Origin of the sequence: Streptomyces sp. MCA2 (genome assembly GCF_023544705.1) — a bacterium.
GTDB lineage: Bacteria > Actinomycetota > Actinomycetes > Streptomycetales > Streptomycetaceae > Streptomyces > Streptomyces decoyicus.
This window is the reverse complement of the sequence record NZ_JAMJFM010000062.1, coordinates 37,498-53,006: the sequence shown is the minus strand read 5'-3', so window position 1 is coordinate 53,006 and position 15,509 is coordinate 37,498. Positions and strand designations below refer to the sequence as shown.

Annotated in this window: 10 protein-coding genes; 2 read left to right on the top strand and 8 right to left on the bottom strand. The window is 71.4% G+C overall.

Going from position 1 to position 15,509, the window contains the following annotated elements; all coding sequences use genetic code 11:
- Positions 1–46: 46 nt before the first annotated feature.
- Together tmk and topA are read right to left on the bottom strand one after the other, a co-directional pair.
- On the bottom strand, positions 47–3,331 hold the full coding sequence (gene tmk / locus M8I34_RS35430) for a dTMP kinase (RefSeq protein ID WP_250056813.1): 3,285 nt from the start codon (positions 3,329–3,331) through the stop codon (positions 47–49).
- Between the two features lie 132 nt (positions 3,332–3,463).
- On the bottom strand, positions 3,464–6,301 hold the full coding sequence (topA, locus tag M8I34_RS35425) for a type I DNA topoisomerase (RefSeq protein WP_250056811.1): 2,838 nt from the start codon (positions 6,299–6,301) through the stop codon (positions 3,464–3,466).
- A gap of 507 nt (positions 6,302–6,808) precedes the next feature.
- Here topA and M8I34_RS35420 point away from each other — a divergent pair.
- Both M8I34_RS35420 and M8I34_RS35415 read left to right on the top strand, forming a co-directional pair.
- Positions 6,809–7,486 carry a hypothetical protein gene (locus M8I34_RS35420; protein WP_250056809.1) on the top strand — a complete coding sequence of 226 codons (678 nt, stop codon included), beginning with the start codon at positions 6,809–6,811 and terminating at the stop codon, positions 7,484–7,486.
- Between the two features lie 86 nt (positions 7,487–7,572).
- Positions 7,573–7,983 (top strand): DUF2752 domain-containing protein, encoded by a 411-nt coding sequence (locus tag M8I34_RS35415; protein ID WP_250056807.1) that lies wholly within the window; start codon positions 7,573–7,575, stop codon positions 7,981–7,983.
- Positions 7,984–8,044: 61 nt separating this feature from the next.
- On the opposite strand, the gene M8I34_RS35410 is transcribed toward M8I34_RS35415, so the two are convergent.
- From M8I34_RS35410 to M8I34_RS35385, 6 genes are all read right to left on the bottom strand, one after another.
- Positions 8,045–8,449, bottom strand: a complete 405-nt coding sequence (locus M8I34_RS35410; protein ID WP_244419568.1) for a hypothetical protein — start codon at positions 8,447–8,449, stop codon at positions 8,045–8,047.
- A gap of 319 nt (positions 8,450–8,768) precedes the next feature.
- Complete coding sequence (locus M8I34_RS35405; protein WP_030989844.1) at positions 8,769–8,966, bottom strand: hypothetical protein; 198 nt, start codon at positions 8,964–8,966, stop codon at positions 8,769–8,771.
- Positions 8,967–9,053: 87 nt separating this feature from the next.
- Positions 9,054–10,592, bottom strand: coding sequence for a class I SAM-dependent methyltransferase (locus tag M8I34_RS35400; protein WP_250056805.1), 1,539 nt, complete (start codon positions 10,590–10,592; stop codon positions 9,054–9,056).
- A gap of 141 nt (positions 10,593–10,733) precedes the next feature.
- Positions 10,734–11,318, bottom strand: coding sequence for a small secreted protein (locus M8I34_RS35395; protein WP_250056803.1), 585 nt, complete (start codon positions 11,316–11,318; stop codon positions 10,734–10,736).
- A gap of 218 nt (positions 11,319–11,536) precedes the next feature.
- Entirely contained in the window at positions 11,537–13,942 is a 2,406-nt protein-coding gene (locus M8I34_RS35390; RefSeq protein ID WP_250056801.1) for a sodium-translocating pyrophosphatase, read from the bottom strand.
- Between the two features lie 1,030 nt (positions 13,943–14,972).
- Complete coding sequence (locus tag M8I34_RS35385) at positions 14,973–15,410, bottom strand: ATP-binding protein (protein ID WP_250056799.1); 438 nt, start codon at positions 15,408–15,410, stop codon at positions 14,973–14,975.
- Positions 15,411–15,509 lie beyond the last annotated feature (99 nt).

Here is a 15,509-nt window from a genome sequence, read left to right as displayed (position 1 = left end):
ATCCGGATCGCCCTGGGTGATCCCAGGGCGATCCGGAATGCGCGCCCTAGTTGCGCCGGCCCCGGCCACCGCGGCGGCCGTCGTCACCCGCGCCGTCGTCCGCATCCTCGTCGGCGCGCGGGCCGAGCAGCTCGTCGGCGAGCGTCGGCAGATCGTCCAGCGGAGTCTCCTCCGCCCATTCGGGGCGCGGGCGGCTGCGCTGCGCGTTCTCCACGGGGCGGCCCGTCAGCGGGTCGATCTGCGGGAGTTCGCGGGTGCGCTCGACACGCGACTCGGCGGCGGAGCCGGTGGGCCGGTCCGACGCCGCGCCGTTGGCGGCCTCCGGTCCCTCCTTGCGGAACATCCACGGCGGCACCCGGTCGGCCGGGGCATCGTCCCGTACGGGCGGCAGCACGGCGGTCTCCGCCGCGTCGGAGCCGGCCCCGGGGCCGTCCCAGGCGTCCTGCGCATCCCGTACCGGCGGCAGCACCGCCGTCTCGTCCACCGCACCGGACACCTCGCCCTCCCCCGTACCGGGCCGGGGCAGGTACTCCGTCCGGTCGCTGTCCTCGGCGGGACCGGACGGGGCGGAGGCGTCGGGCGTGTCCTCTCCCAGCCGCTTCCGCAGATCCGCGACGTACGTCTCCGCAGTGGGCGCCTCGGCCGCTTCCTCGGCCTCGGCAGCCGCCTTGGCCTCCGCCGCGGCCGCCGCTTCGGCTGCCGCCACCCGGGCCTCCTCGGCGCGCAGCAGGGCCGTTTCGGCCTTGCGCTGCTTCTCCAGGCGGCGCTCCTCGGCCTCCTTGCGCAGCCGCGCCTCCTCCTCGTGCTGCTTGCGCAGCCGCTCCTGCTCGGCCTCGCGGGCCCGCTCCTCGGCCTCGCGCCGCTGCCGCTCCGCCTCGGCGGCCTGACGGGCCTCCTCGGCGCGCTTGCGGGCCTCCTCCGCCTGGCGGGCCTCCTCGCGCGCCCTGGCCTCCTCGGCCTCGCGGCGCTTGCGCTCCTCTTCCTCGGCACGCAGCTTGGCGAGCTGCTCCTGGCGCTCGCGCTCCAGGCGCTCCTCCTCCACCTTGCGCGCGGCCTCTTCCTCGGCCTTGCGGCGGGCCTCTTCCTCGGCGGCCTTACGGGCGTCGGCCTGCGCCTTGAGCTCGGCCTCGGACAACGGGAGCACCTGGTCGAGGCGGTGCCGTACGACGGTGGTGACGGCCGCGGGCTCCTGCCCGGCGTCGACGACCAGATAGCGCGCGGGGTCGGCGGCGGCCAGTGTCAGGAAACCGGCCCGGACCCGCTGGTGGAACTCGGCGGGCTCGGACTCCAGCCGGTCGGGTGCCTCGGTGAAGCGTTCCCGTGCGGTCTCCGGGGAGATGTCGAGCAGCACCGTCAGATGGGGGACGAGCCCGTCGGTGGCCCAACGGGAGATCCGGGCGATCTCCGTGGGCGCGAGGTTGCGCCCGGCGCCCTGGTAGGCGACCGAGGAGTCGATGTACCGGTCGGTGATGACGACCGCGCCGCGCTCCAGGGCGGGGCGGATGACGCTGTCGACGTGTTCGGCCCGGTCGGCGGCGAACATCAGCGCCTCCGCACGGTCCGAGAGCCCGGACGTCGAGACGTCGAGGATGATCGAGCGCAGTCGCTTGCCAATGGCGGTGGCGCCCGGCTCACGGGTCACCACGACCTCGTGGCCCTTGCCGCGGATCCACTCCGCGAGCGCCTCGACCTGGGTGGATTTCCCGGCGCCGTCGCCGCCTTCCAGGGCGATGAAGAAGCCGGTGGCGGCGGGCGCCTGGGCCGGGTCGCCGCCGCGCAGCGCCTCGCGCAGATCACGCCGCAGCGGTACGCCCTGCCGGTCGTCGACCTTGCCCAGCACCAGCGCGGCGACCGGCAGCAGCAGCGCGCCGACCAGCATCAGGGTGTAGGCGGCGCCGCCGTAGGCGAAGTTGAAGGTGCCGCTGCCGAGGTCGTGCGGGCCGATGAGGGCCGCGAGCAGCGGCGCGGCGATGGCGGCCAGCGCGACCGAGAGTCGTACGACGGCGTGCAGATGCTCGGTCGTACGGGCGGTGCGGGACTCCTCGGACTCCTGCTCCAGCAGCACATGCCCCGTATTGGCGGCGATACCGGCGCTGATGCCGGACAGCAGCGCGAGCACCAGCACCGTCGTCGGGTCCGGGACCAGCCCCATGGCCAGCAGCCCGACACCGGTGGCGGCCACCGCGAGGGCGAGCAGCCGGCGCCGGGAGAGCGCGGGCAGTACCCGCTGGGCGCAACGGATGCCGACGGCCGTGCCGCCGGTCAGCGCCAGCACCAGCAGGGCGAAGGCGGCCGGGCCGCCGGCCAGGTCGTAACCGTGCAGGACGGCGAGCGCGACGGCCGCGGCGATCGCGGCGGCCACCGCGGCGCAGGCCGTCACCAGCAGCGGGAGGGCGCCCGTACGGCCCTTGTCGGCGCCCGGCCGGGCCGTGCCGCTCTCCGGCTTCTCGCCCTGTCCCGGCTGTCCGGCTTTCGCTCCGGTGGTCTTCGGGCGGCGCAGCCCCTCCAGAGGGGAGCGCGGCCGCGGCGTCTGCACACCGGGGAGCTCGATGAAGTAGAGGATCGATACGGAGGCGGCGAACAGACCGGCGGCGACATACGAGCCGAGCGCGGCCTGGTGGAGCTGGAACCAGTCGATGCCGGTGCCCAGCAGCTTGCTGATGAGCGTGACGACCACCAGGGCGGCGGCCGCGATCGGCAGCGAGAGGAAAGCGGTGCGCAGCGAGAGGCGGCGCAGGGCGTCCATGTTGTCGGGGAGGGGCCGTACGGAGGCGCCCTCAGGGGGCGGCGCGGGCAGCAGCCCGGGGGCGGCACTCTCCCGCGCGACGGTCCACAAGCGTTCGGCGACGCCGGTGACGAAGACCGTGACCAGCAGCCACGCCAGCGCGTCGTCCGGCGTCCAGTCGATCCACAGGGGCGCGATGACCAGCAGCGCGAGCCGCAGCACATCCGCGCCGATCATCGTCCAGCGCCGGTCCAGCGGCCCCGAAGGCGCCGTCAGCGCCGACAGCGGGCCCAGCAGGACGGCCCCGAAGAGCAACGTCGCCAGCATCCGGGCCGCGAAGACCGTGGTGACCGCGAGGGCTGCACCCCGATAACCACCGCCGAAGACGGGTTCGCCGCCCAGCGGTACGTATAGCGCCGCCTGAAGGGCGAGCAGTACGAGGACAAGCATGGACAGGGCATCGCCGATGCCCCCGACAAATTGGGCGCTCCACAGTCGCTTCAGTGGGGGGAAGCGGAGCAGGGCTCGCACGGCGCGCTCGCGGGAATCCGCCGCTAGGGCGCCAGAAGTGGGGGTCACGACCGTTGGCTGCTCGGCACGCGTCATCCCGCCAGCCTAGCGGGACGGTGCGCGCCGTCGAGCGCCCACCCGAACAAACGGGCGGGCACACCGGAACTCATCCGCTGTGCCCGCCCATGTCCTGCGCTTTTACCGGCGCCGCCGGTGTGAGCGCAGGCCTCAGTCCTCCGCCGGCGCCGCCGTCTTCTTGGCCGCCGCCGTCTTGGCGGTGGCCTTCTTGGCGGTCGTCTTCTTCGCCGTGGTGGTCTTCTTCGCCGCGGTCTTCTTGGCGGTCGTCTTCTTCGCGGCCGTCTTCTTGGCCGGCGCCTTCTTGGCCGCCTTCTTCGCGGTCTTCTTCGCCGGCCCCTTGGCGCGCTTCTCCGCCAGCAGCTCGTAACCCCGCTCGGCGGTGACCGTCTCGACCTCGTCGTCCCGCCGCAGCGTCGCGTTGGTCTCGCCGTCGGTGACATACGCACCGAACCGGCCGTCCTTGACCACCACCGGCTTGCCGCTCACCGGGTCCGTGCCCAGCTCCTTCAGCGGCGGCTTGGCGGCGGCCCGCCCGCGCTGCTTGGGCTGTGCGTAGATCGCCAGCGCCTCGTCGGTCGTGATCGTGAAGAGCTGGTCCTCGGTCTCCAGGGAGCGCGAGTCGGTGCCCTTCTTGAGGTACGGGCCGTAGCGGCCGTTCTGCGCGGTGATCTCCACGCCCTCGGGGTCCTTGCCGACGACGCGCGGCAGCGACATCAGCTTGAGCGCGTCCGCCAGGGTCACGGTGTCCAGGGACATCGACTTGAAGAGCGAGGCGGTGCGCGGCTTGACCGCGTTCTTGCCGGTCTTCGGGGTGCCCTCGGGCAGGATCTCGGTGACGTACGGGCCGTAGCGGCCGTCCTTGGCGACGATCTGGTGGCCGCTCTCCGGGTCCATGCCCAGCTCGAAGTCACCGCTCGGCTTGGCGAGCAGCTCCTCCGCGTACTCCACGGTCAGCTCGTCGGGCGCCAGGTCGTCGGGGACATCGGCGCGCTGATGGCCCTCGGCGTCCTTCTCCCCACGCTCGACGTACGGGCCGTAGCGGCCGACCCGCAGCTTGATGTCCTCGCTGACCGGGAAGGACGAGATCTCCCGGGCGTCGATCGCGCCCAGGTCCTCGACCAGCTCCTTCAGACCGCCGAGGTGGTCGCCGTCGCCGTTGCCGGCGTCCGCGGCACCGCCCTCGCCGTGTCCCTCGCCGTAGTAGAAGCGCCGCAGCCACGGCACGGACTGCGCCTCACCGCGCGCGATGCGGTCGAGGTCGTCCTCCATCCGGGCGGTGAAGTCGTAGTCGACCAGCCGGCCGAAGTGCTTCTCCAGGAGGTTGACCACCGCGAAGGAGAGGAAGGACGGGACGAGCGCGGTGCCCTTCTTGAAGACATAGCCGCGGTCGAGGATCGTGCCGATGATCGACGCATAGGTCGACGGACGGCCGATCTCGCGCTCTTCCAGCTCCTTGACCAGCGTGGCCTCGGTGTAGCGGGCGGGCGGCTTGGTGGCGTGCCCGTCGGCGGTGATCTCCTGCGCGGCCAGCGCATCGCCCTCGGCGACCTGCGGCAGCCGACGCTCGCGGTCGTCGAGCTCCGCGTTGGGGTCGTCGGCGCCTTCCACGTAGGCCTTGAGGAAGCCGTGGAAGGTGATGGTCTTGCCGGACGCACTGAACTCGGCGTCCCGGCCGTCGGCGGCACGGCCACCGATCTTGACGGTGACGGAGTTACCGGTCGCGTCCTTCATCTGGGAGGCGACGGTCCGCTTCCAGATCAGCTCGTAGAGCCTGAACTGGTCGCCGGTCAGGCCGGTCTCGGCCGGGGTGCGGAAGCGGTCGCCGGAGGGGCGGATCGCCTCGTGCGCCTCCTGGGCGTTCTTGACCTTGCCGGCGTAGGTGCGCGGCTTGTCCGGCAGGTAGTTCGCGCCGTACAGGTGCGTCACCTGCGCCCGGGCCGCGGCGACCGCGGTGTCCGAGAGCGTGGTGGAGTCCGTACGCATATAGGTGATGAAGCCGTTCTCGTACAGCTTCTGCGCGACCTGCATCGTGGACTTGGCGCCGAAGCCGAGCTTGCGGCTGGCCTCCTGCTGGAGGGTGGTCGTACGGAACGGCGCGTACGGCGAGCGGCGGTAGGGCTTGGACTCGACCGAGCGCACCGCGAAGTCGGTGTTCTCCAGGGCGGCGGCGAGCGCGCGGGCGTTCGCCTCGTCCAGATGGAGGACGTCGTTCTTGAGCTGCCCGTTGGCACCGAAGTCACGGCCCTGCGCAATACGGCGGCCGTCGACGGAGTTCAGGCGGGCGGTCAGCACCGACGGGTCGCTGGCGTCGCCGGCGCGCCCCGTCGAGAAGGTGCCGGTCAGGTCCCAGTACTCGGCGGAGCGGAACGCGATGCGCTCGCGCTCCCGCTCGACGACGAGACGGGTCGCGACGGACTGCACGCGGCCGGCCGACAGCCGGGGCATGACCTTCTTCCACAGGACCGGCGAGACCTCGTAGCCGTAGAGGCGGTCGAGGATACGGCGGGTCTCCTGGGCGTCGACCAGCTTCTGGTTCAGGTCGCGCGGATTGGCGACGGCCTCGCGGATCGCGTCCTTGGTGATCTCGTGGAAGACCATCCGGTGGACGGGGACCTTGGGCTTGAGGATCTCCTGGAGGTGCCAGGCGATGGCCTCGCCCTCCCGGTCCTCATCTGTGGCGAGGTAGAGCTCGTCGGACTCGGCCAGCAGCTCCTTGAGCTTCTTGACCTGGTCCTTCTTGTCACTGTTGACGACATAGATCGGCTGGAAGTCGGCGTCGACGTTCACGCCGAGGCGGGCCCAGGGCTCGCCCTTGTACTTCGCCGGGACCTCTGCGGCGCCGTTGGGCAGGTCACGGATGTGCCCGACGCTGGCCTCGACCACGTAGCCAGGGCCGAGGTAGCCCTTGATCGTCTTCGCCTTGGCAGGCGACTCGACGATGACGAGTCGGCGGCCGCCGCCGTCTGCGGTCTCGCTGGTCGGGGACAACTTCGCTCTTCTCTCCGGTCGACGCTGGAAATGCCCCCCGGCCGGACGCCGGGGTGCACTGCGGTGACGCTTGACGCTGCGGAGTGTGACGGTACCTCCCGGCCCCGTGTCAAACGGAAAAACCCCGCAACGCCACTCGAACGGTAACCCGACTACATGCCTTCATGCCGCCCGGACCGCATCAGGCGCTCGCCACGGGCCCGGGACGCACCTTGTGGATCATGGCGGGGCCGCGCTGCACCCCGGCGCCCACCTCGGCCGTTCCCCGCGCACCGCGGCTCGGGCGCCGTCGGTGATGTCACACAGTGACGGATCCCCGGCGCATCGCCCCTCGCCCCGGAGCCGCACACCGCACCGTCCGCGGGCCGACGACCGTCACAAGGCGGCGGCCGGATGCCGTCATTGCCTTGATACAGCACGTAAGCGGGCTGGCAGGATGGATACGGCACGGCTCGCCGTTCGAGTCGAGTACTGCCGTCATCACGCACCCTCGGGGGGACCTCACCCATGGCGAACCAGTACCCCGGACCGCCGCCGGATCAGCCGCCCGGTCAGCCCGGCCAGAACCCCTACGCCGCCCCGGACGACGGCCGGCCCGCCGATGCCGGATACGGCTACCCGCAGGGCGGCCGCCCCGGGGACCCCGGGTACGGCTATCCGCAGGCCGGCTCGCAGCCCCAGCCCCAGCCCGGATACGGCTACCCGAACGATGTCCCGCAGCCGCCGCCCGCGCCCGGTTTCCCGCCGAGCACCGCGCCGCAGCCGGCGCCCGGTGGGTTCCAGGGCGTCCCCGGCGGGTTCCAGAGCGGCCCCGGGGGATTCCAGGGCGGGGCCCAGCCCGGCGGGATGGCGCTGGCGCTGGGCGATATAGCGGTGACCGGGGACACGGTCGTCACACCCGCCGGGCCGATGCCGCTCAAGGGCGCGATATGGACGGCGACCGACATGTCGCGGACGGAGGAGAAGACGCCGGCGCACGCGGTCGTGCTCGCCATCGTCTTCTTTTTCTTCTGTCTGCTCGGTCTGCTCTTCCTGCTGATGAAGGAGCGGGTGACCACGGGCTTCGTGCAGGTCACGGTCAACAGCGGTGGCCGGCACCACTCCACGATGATCCCGGTGCAGTCACGCGAGCAGGTGCTGTTCGTGCTCAACCAGGTCAACTACGCCCGGTCGCTGAGCGTGTGAGCCCCGGGGAATCCCGGGGTCCCGGGGAGTCCTGGGGTCCCGGGGAGTCCTGGGGCCCCGCCGCGCCCGTGGAGCCCACGAGGGCGATGCCCGTGGAGCCCACGGGGGCGTCGATCCGGACCCGTACCGTCCGCCGGGCATCGATCGCTCTCGGCGTCGGGGCGTCGGCCGCCGTCTATCTCTGGCACACCGATCCGCACCAACCGGGGCAGTTGCTGATCCCGTGCCCGTTCAAATGGGCCACCGGGCTGTTGTGCCCGCTGTGCGGCGGGACGCGGATGGCGTACGACCTGATGCACGGCGACGTCGTGACGGCCTTCCATGACAACGCCGTGCTGCTCGTGCCGGCCGGGCCGGCCGTCGCGTACGCCGTCGGGCGCTGGCTGGTCGCGGGGCTCGGCGGACGCGTCCACCGGCCACGGCTCTCGGCCCGCGGCAATGCCGTGGTGCTCGGCATTGCCGCGGTGTGGATGGTCACCCGCAACCTGGTCTCGTAGGGGGCGACACCCCCTACGAGACGTCCCGGAGGGTCCGGCCGCTGTCCCGGACCCTCGTGCGTCAGCGGACGGTGACCTTGACCACCGGCGAGACGGTGCTGCCGGCGCCCATACGCAGCTGGTTGACGCCCTTGATGCCGAGCTTGACCCGTACCGAGTACGTGCCGCTGGCGTTGACCGGCGTCTGAGCGGGCAGCGAGACCCACTTCGTGCCCTGCTTCTGCTGGACGGTGACCTTGGTGCCGGCCTTGATGCCCTTGGCGGTGCCGGAGATCCGGAACTCCTGCCAGGCGTTGACGGTGGTCGCGCTGGCCTTGGCCGTCAGGGCCGCGGCGGCCGGGGCGGTGGCCACGACGGGCGTGGGCGAGTGGAGGTCCTGCGGCGCGGCGAAGGCGGCGGCCGAGCCTCCGGCGAGGAGGGAGACGGCGATGGTGCCGACGGCGACGTAGCGGAATGCACGGTTCATGTGGGTTCCTCACTGAAGGGTCGTGAGCCTGCCGGTCGTTGCTGACCTTCACTGAGGAACATGTCCGTCGGCCCGGAATAGTTCCCGCGTACCGCCACACATCGGCCATCCGTCACAGAACTGGCCGGAAGTGAACGTAGCGACTCGCAACGGGAGTTGTGGGCGGCGCCCCGTACCGGCGGTACGGGCCCGACGGCACACAGCGGCTCGGGCACCACAGCTCCCCGGCCCCGGCTCAGCAGCCAGGGCTACCCGGCTCCCGGCTCCCGGCTCCCGGCTCCCGGCTCCCGGCTCCCGGCTCCCGGCTCCCGGCTCCCGGCTACAACGCTGCCAGCAACCAGCCGCCCGTGGCCAGGAACACCACCCCGGACAGCAGCGCCGTCACGGTGGCCACCGGGCGGCTGACGCCCTCGGCGACCGGCGCTCCGGTCCGTGCGCAGACGCCCGTCCACACCAGCAGTCCGGCGCCGAACAGCGCGAACGCCGCACCGGCAAATACCTCGGGTCCACTCTCCATGCGGGCAGCGTGGCACCCCACGACGGCATCCCGGCGAACGCCGGATGAACGACGTCCGCTCGCTCCGCACCGCTCCCCCGGCCTCCGTCAGCCGCCCGCGGCAACCGGCTCCAGGAACCCCTGCTCGACCAGCGTCCGGATCGAGGCCGGCGTACGGTCCCGCAGCAGCACCGGGTCCTCGCCGACGAGTTGGGCGATGGCGTCCAGAATCCGCCCGGCCGGGAGCGAGCCGTCACTCACCCCCGCGAAGCCCGCGGCGACCGTGTCCACCTTCGTCGCCCGCCGCATACCGCGGTTCTGCCGCAGCACCACATGCTCGGGGTCCTCCGCCCCGGGCAGCCCGACCTGCTCCTGCACCACTTCGTCGGCGAGCCGGAAGTGGCCGGCCAGCAGCGCCGCGTCGTCCGTGGCCCGCAGATAGTCCTGGCGGGCGAAGTGCCGTACGACCGACTCCCCCAGCGGCTGTTCCACCGGATGCGGCCATTCCTCGACCGTGACGGACGGGGCGTCCGATCCGGACTTGCGCAGGGTGATCCAGCCGAAGCCGATGGCCTTGGTTCCGCGTGCCTCGAATTCGTCGAGCCAGGCGTCGTACCGCGCGGCATACTCCTCGTCGCCGGTGCGGTGGTCACCGGCGTCACGCAGCCACAGCTCGGCGTACTGGGTGATGTCCTGCACCTCGCGCTGCACGATCCAGGCGTCGCAGCCGCGCGGCACCCAGGAACGCAGCCGGTCGTGCCAGTCCTCGCCCGCCACATGCTGCCAATTGGCCAGCAGCTGGCAGTATCCGCCGTCGTTGAGATGCGCGGCGGACTGCTGGACGAGCGTCCGGCACAGGTCGTCACCGCCCATGCCGCCGTCGCGGTAGGTGAGGCGGGCGCCGGGCGAGATCACGAACGGCGGGTTGGACACGATCAGGTCGTACGTCTCGTCACCGACGGGCTCGAACAGCGAGCCCTCCCGCAGGTCGGCCGGCCCCGCCCCGGAGAGCGCCAGGGTCAGCGCGGCGATCCGCAGCGCCCGGGGGTTGAGGTCCGTGCCCGTGACATGGGTGGCGTGCTGCGCGGCATGCAGCGCCTGGATGCCGGAGCCCGTGCCGAGATCGAGCGCTTTGGTGACCGGCCTGCGGACCGTGAGCCCGGCGAGGGTCGTGGACGCTCCGCCGACGCCGAGCACCAGTTCCGCGCGGCCCCGTTCCCCGACGCCCCGGATGCCGCCGGCGCCGCCGACCGCACAGCCCAGGTCGGAGACGATCCACCAGTCCTGCTCCTCGGGGCCGCTGTACGGGCGCACGTCCACGCTCGCACGCAGCTCCTCGCCGTCCTGCACCAGCCAGCCGTCGGCGAGGCAGTCCGCGACCGGCAGCGCGGCCTGCGCCCGCCGCAGCTCCACCGGGCGCTGCAACAGGAACAGCCGCACCAGGGTCTCCAACGGGCTGTCGCCGCGAGTCGCCCGCAGGGCGGGGACGGTCTCGCTGCGCGCCAGCGCGGCATAGGCCGGCGCGCCGAGCAGATCCAGCAGCCCGTCGGCGGTGAAGGCGGCGGCCAGCAACGCCTCGCGCAGCCGGGCGGTGCGGGCGTTGCTCTCGGGGTCCTGGACATCAGCGGTGGGGAGGTGCGTACTCACACCCACCATTGTCGGCCCTGCCACCGACAATCGGCGACGGCCCGGCGCCACACCCTTCTCGGGCGCGTCGCCGGGCCGTACGGAGCCGTTGCCGTTCGCGTGCGCCGCGGGCTCTCCCCGCGGGTGCGGACGCTCCTGCCGTTACGACTTCTTGGACTGCGTGGGAGCCGGGGCGCCGGACGCGGCCGGGTTCTGGCAGCCCTTCTGGGCGGCCATCGCCTTGCCGACGTCGCCGGCCTCCAGGTTCTTGAAGGCTGCCTCGCTCTGCTTGTTGAGTTTGTTGATGCCGCTGGAGAGATCGCGCAGACCGTCCGCGAACTTGAGCTTGTCCGAGGTGTCGAGTTTGTTGACCTGCTTCTGGAGGTCCGCGTAGCCCTTGGACAGTGAGTTGAGCTCCTTGACGGCGTTCTGCTGGGCCTGCTTGCCCTGTTCGGTCGGCGGCGGCCCGGCCTTCTCCAGGGACTTGGCCAGCGAGGAGTAGGCGCTGGAAATCTTCTGGAAGGCCGCCGAGTCCGTCTGCTGGACCTTCTTGGAGTCCGTGCTGCCGTCATCGGCCGTCTGCATGGCGCCGTTGGCGTCCTGGATCTGCTTGAACTGAGCCTGCGCAGGGTCGCAGAAAGTCTTCGCCCAGTCATTGAGCTTCTTGTTGCTGTCGTCGCTGCAGCCGGTCAGCGCGAGCACCAGTGCCGCACCGCCGGACAGTGCAGCCACAAGCTTCTTGTTCACCGGATTGGTCCCTTCCATGGCTCTCGGCCCCGGAACATACACGTCCAAAGGGCCTGGGCCACCGGTCGGGCATCCCCTCCGGCCCTCATTGCAGCCATTTGCACCAAGGACCGCAGGGCCACCCGGGCATGCGGAAGGCGGGTGGCCGGCAGCTGCAAAATACGCCGTCCACCCGCCCAGTTGAGCGGTCCGCGAGGCCTTCGGGAGGTCCTTTCCGGCTAGGACGCCACCGCCGTCTCGGCCGACTTGGCGATGCTTTCCGGATCTTCGGAGTTGTCTTCGTCACCTACGGCGATTCCCCGCCGCTTGGAGACGTAGACCGAACCGACGATGACGGCGATCGCCAGCACCGAGACCACGATCCGTACGCCGACGCTCTTGTCCTGGCCGTACGAGAACTTCACCACAGCGGGCGCGATCAGCAGCGCCACCAGGTTCATGACCTTCAGCAGCGGGTTGATCGCCGGTCCCGCGGTGTCCTTGAACGGGTCACCCACGGTGTCACCGATGATCGTCGCGGCATGTGCCTCGCTGCCCTTGCCGCCGTGGTGGCCGTCCTCGACGAGCTTCTTGGCGTTGTCCCACGCGCCACCGGAGTTGGCGAGGAAGACCGCCATCAGCGTGCCGGTGCCGATCGCGCCCGCCAGGAACGAACCGAGCGCGCCGACGCCGAGCGAGAAGCCGACCGCGATCGGGGTGAGCACCGCCAGCAGCCCGGGGGTGGCCAGCTCACGCAACGCGTCCTTGGTGCAGATGTCGACGACCCGCCCGTACTCGGGCTGTTCGGTGTAGTCCATGATCCCGGGGTGCTCGCGGAACTGCCGGCGCACCTCGAAGACCACCGCTCCCGCCGACCGCGACACCGCGTTGATCGCCAGCCCGGAGAACAGGAAGACGACCGAGGCGCCGAGGATCAGCCCGACCAGGTTGTTGGGCTGCGAGATGTCCAGGCTCAGCCCCATCCCGCCGGCGGCGTTGCCGACCTCCCGTACGGCGGTGGCGATCGCGTCCCGGTACGAGCCGAAGAGCGCGGCCGCGGCCAGTACGGCGGTCGCGATGGCGATGCCCTTGGTGATGGCCTTGGTGGTGTTGCCGACCGCGTCCAGGTCGGTCAGCACCTGCGCGCCGTCGCCGGTGACGTCACCGGACATCTCCGCGATGCCCTGCGCGTTGTCGGAGACCGGACCGAAGGTGTCCATCGCCACGATCACGCCGACGGTGGTCAGCAGGCCGGTGCCGGCCAGGGCCACCGCGAACAGCGCCAGGATGATGGAGGCACCGCCCAGCAGATACGCCCCGTACACGGCCAGGCCGATCAGCACCGCCGAGTAGACGGCCGACTCCAGGCCGATCGAGATACCGGCGAGCACGACCGTGGCCGGGCCGGTCAGCGAGGTCTTCCCGATGTCCCTGACGGGCCGCCGGCTGGTCTCGGTGAAGTAGCCGGTCAGCTGCTGGATCAGCGCGGCCAGCACGATGCCGATGGCGACCGCCACCAGCGCCAGCATGCGCGGGTCGCCGCTGTGGCCCAGCACCTCGGTGTCGGTGACACCGGTCAGGTCGGCGTAGCTGGACGGCAGGTAGGTGAACACCGCGATGGCCACCAGCACCAGCGAGATGCCCGCGGAGATGAAGAAACCGCGGTTGATCGCCGTCATGCCGCTGCGGTCGCTGCGCCGGGGCGCGACGACGAAGATGCCGACCATCGCGGTGAGCACCCCGATGGCCGGGACCAGCAGCGGGAAGGCGAGCCCGGCGTCGCCGAAGGCCGCCATGCCCAGGATGAGGGCGGCGACCAGGGTCACCGCGTACGACTCGAAGAGGTCGGCCGCCATACCGGCGCAGTCACCGACGTTGTCGCCCACGTTGTCCGCGATGGTCGCGGCGTTGCGCGGGTCGTCCTCGGGGATGCCCTGCTCGACCTTGCCGACGAGGTCGGCGCCGACATCCGCGGCCTTGGTGAAGATGCCACCGCCGACCCTCATGAACATCGCGATCAGCGCGGCGCCGAGACCGAATCCCTCCAGCACCTTGGGCGCGTCGACCGCGTACACGAGCACCACGCAGGACGCGCCGAGCAGGCCCAGCCCCACGGTGAACATGCCGACGACGCCACCGGTACGGAATGCGATCTTCATTGCCTTGTGCGAGACGGCCGTAAGATCCTTTTTCCCGGTGTCCCCCGCGGCCGGAGTGGCTTCCCGGGCGGCCGCCGCCACACGCACATTGCTGCGCACGGCGAGCCACATGCCGATATAGCCGGTGGCCGCGGAGAATCCGGCGCCGATCAAGAAGAAGGCGCTGCGTCCGGCGCGCTGCGTCCAATTGTCCGCGGGCAGCAGCATGAGCAGGAAGAACACCGCGACGGCGAATACGCCGAGGGTCCGCAACTGCCGTGCCAGGTAGGCATTTGCGCCTTCCTGCACGGCCGCCGCGATCTTCTTCATACTGTCGGTTCCCTCACCGGCCGCGAGCACTTGGCGGACCAGCACCGCCGCGACGGCCAGCGCCGCCAGGGCGACCACGGCGATCACCAGCACGATGCCGCGGTTGCCCGCCGTAAGTGAGGGCCCCGCCAGAAAAGTGGGGGTGTCAAGCAACTGAGGGGTGTAAGGCCCCGCCATTCGTCCTCCTTGACGTTTGGCACATGGGCGCGCGGAAGCACGCTCAGGCGTCCTGAGCAAGATGTGGACGGATTGTAGGGAGCCACGGTTGATCAAAACAGTACGCGTCAAAGGGAATTCGCCGTGAGCAGCGAAGATCAAAAGGTCGACGCCACACGGAATTCGCCCGGACGAAGGAATGCGACGAATTCGCTGACCACCGCCTGATGATCTCTCTGTCGTACTGATCGCCCATTGATCGCAAACTGATCGTCGCTGCTCAAGGACATCGCCTCGGAGCCTGCGGCGATGGGGGCTTGCGTGACGCCGGAGAGAATTGATCCACCCGTATACGACCGAACGGGTGCCCCGCAGCGCGCGGACCGCTCCTCCGCACCCGATGAGAGACCGTCAGATCGAGTCCGGATCGCAACCCATGAGGGTTGGTGGGCGGGGGCGGGGCGGGGGCCGGGACAGGCGCAGGGGCGATGGGCGGGAGCAGGGGCTGGGGCCGGGACAGGGGCGATGGTGGGCGGGGCCGAGGCAGGGGGCGGCGACGGTCGGCCGCCGCGGGTTGTCCGGGGTCGGCCTACGGTGCCGCGCGTGCTGCGGTCAGCAGAGGCCGTCGGACAGCGAAGGCCGCGTCGGGCAGCGGCGGCCCGCTCGTGGCACGGTGGGGACAGTGAGGAGGGGCGAGCCCTGCCGCGGGCCGCCCCGGGGGCGACGTCGCTCAGCTCACCATCGCGTCGGCCGGCCCCGTCGGGCAGCATGAGGGAGCCGACGGGCAAGATCGAGAAAAACCGGCGGTCCGGGTGCCGGACGCCGGATGGGGGCGCGAGCCCGATCAGCTCACGCGAGCGGCCGGGATGCGAGCGGCCGGGATGCGAGCGGTCGGAATGCGAGCGGTCGGAATGCGAGCGGTCGGAATGCGCTCGACCGGGACGCTGCCGACCGGTCCATGAGGGCAGCAGGCGCAACGACGTGTGCCCCGCCGGCCACGGACCGTACGCCGCGGCTTCCAGGGCATCCCACAAGGCGCTCCGCCGGAGCGCTACGGCAGGACAGCAGCCGTAGCGGTGGGCCAGGTCATGCGGATCAGTCCGCCGTCCTTGCCCGCGGTCACCTCGACATCGTCGACCAGTCCGCTGATCACGGCGAGGCCCATTTCGTCCTCGCCCTCGGCGTCGCTCTCCGCGGCGCCCCCGGTCTCGTCGGCGCCCCCGGACGTGCCGGAGTCGCCGGACACCCCGTCGCCCACCTCGATCGAGAACTTCTTCTCGTCCTCGATCAGCAGGACACGGACGGGCTCCGCGATGTCATGGCTCTCGTGCAGCCCCACAGCCCGGCTGCACGCCTCACCGACGGCGAGCCGTACCTCGTCCAGCACGGCCTCGTCCACCCCCGCGCGCCGTGCCACGGCAGCCGCGACCAGACGTGCGGTGCGGACGTGCTCGGGAAGGGCGCTGAAGCGAAGTTCGACGGTGGCCATGCCATCCCCCTCGTTATGCGGGCGTGCGGCGCAGGGGGCCGGACACCGTGTCCGGAACCCCCCACTGCTTCCTCCCCCCGCACCTGATGGCACGGGGGA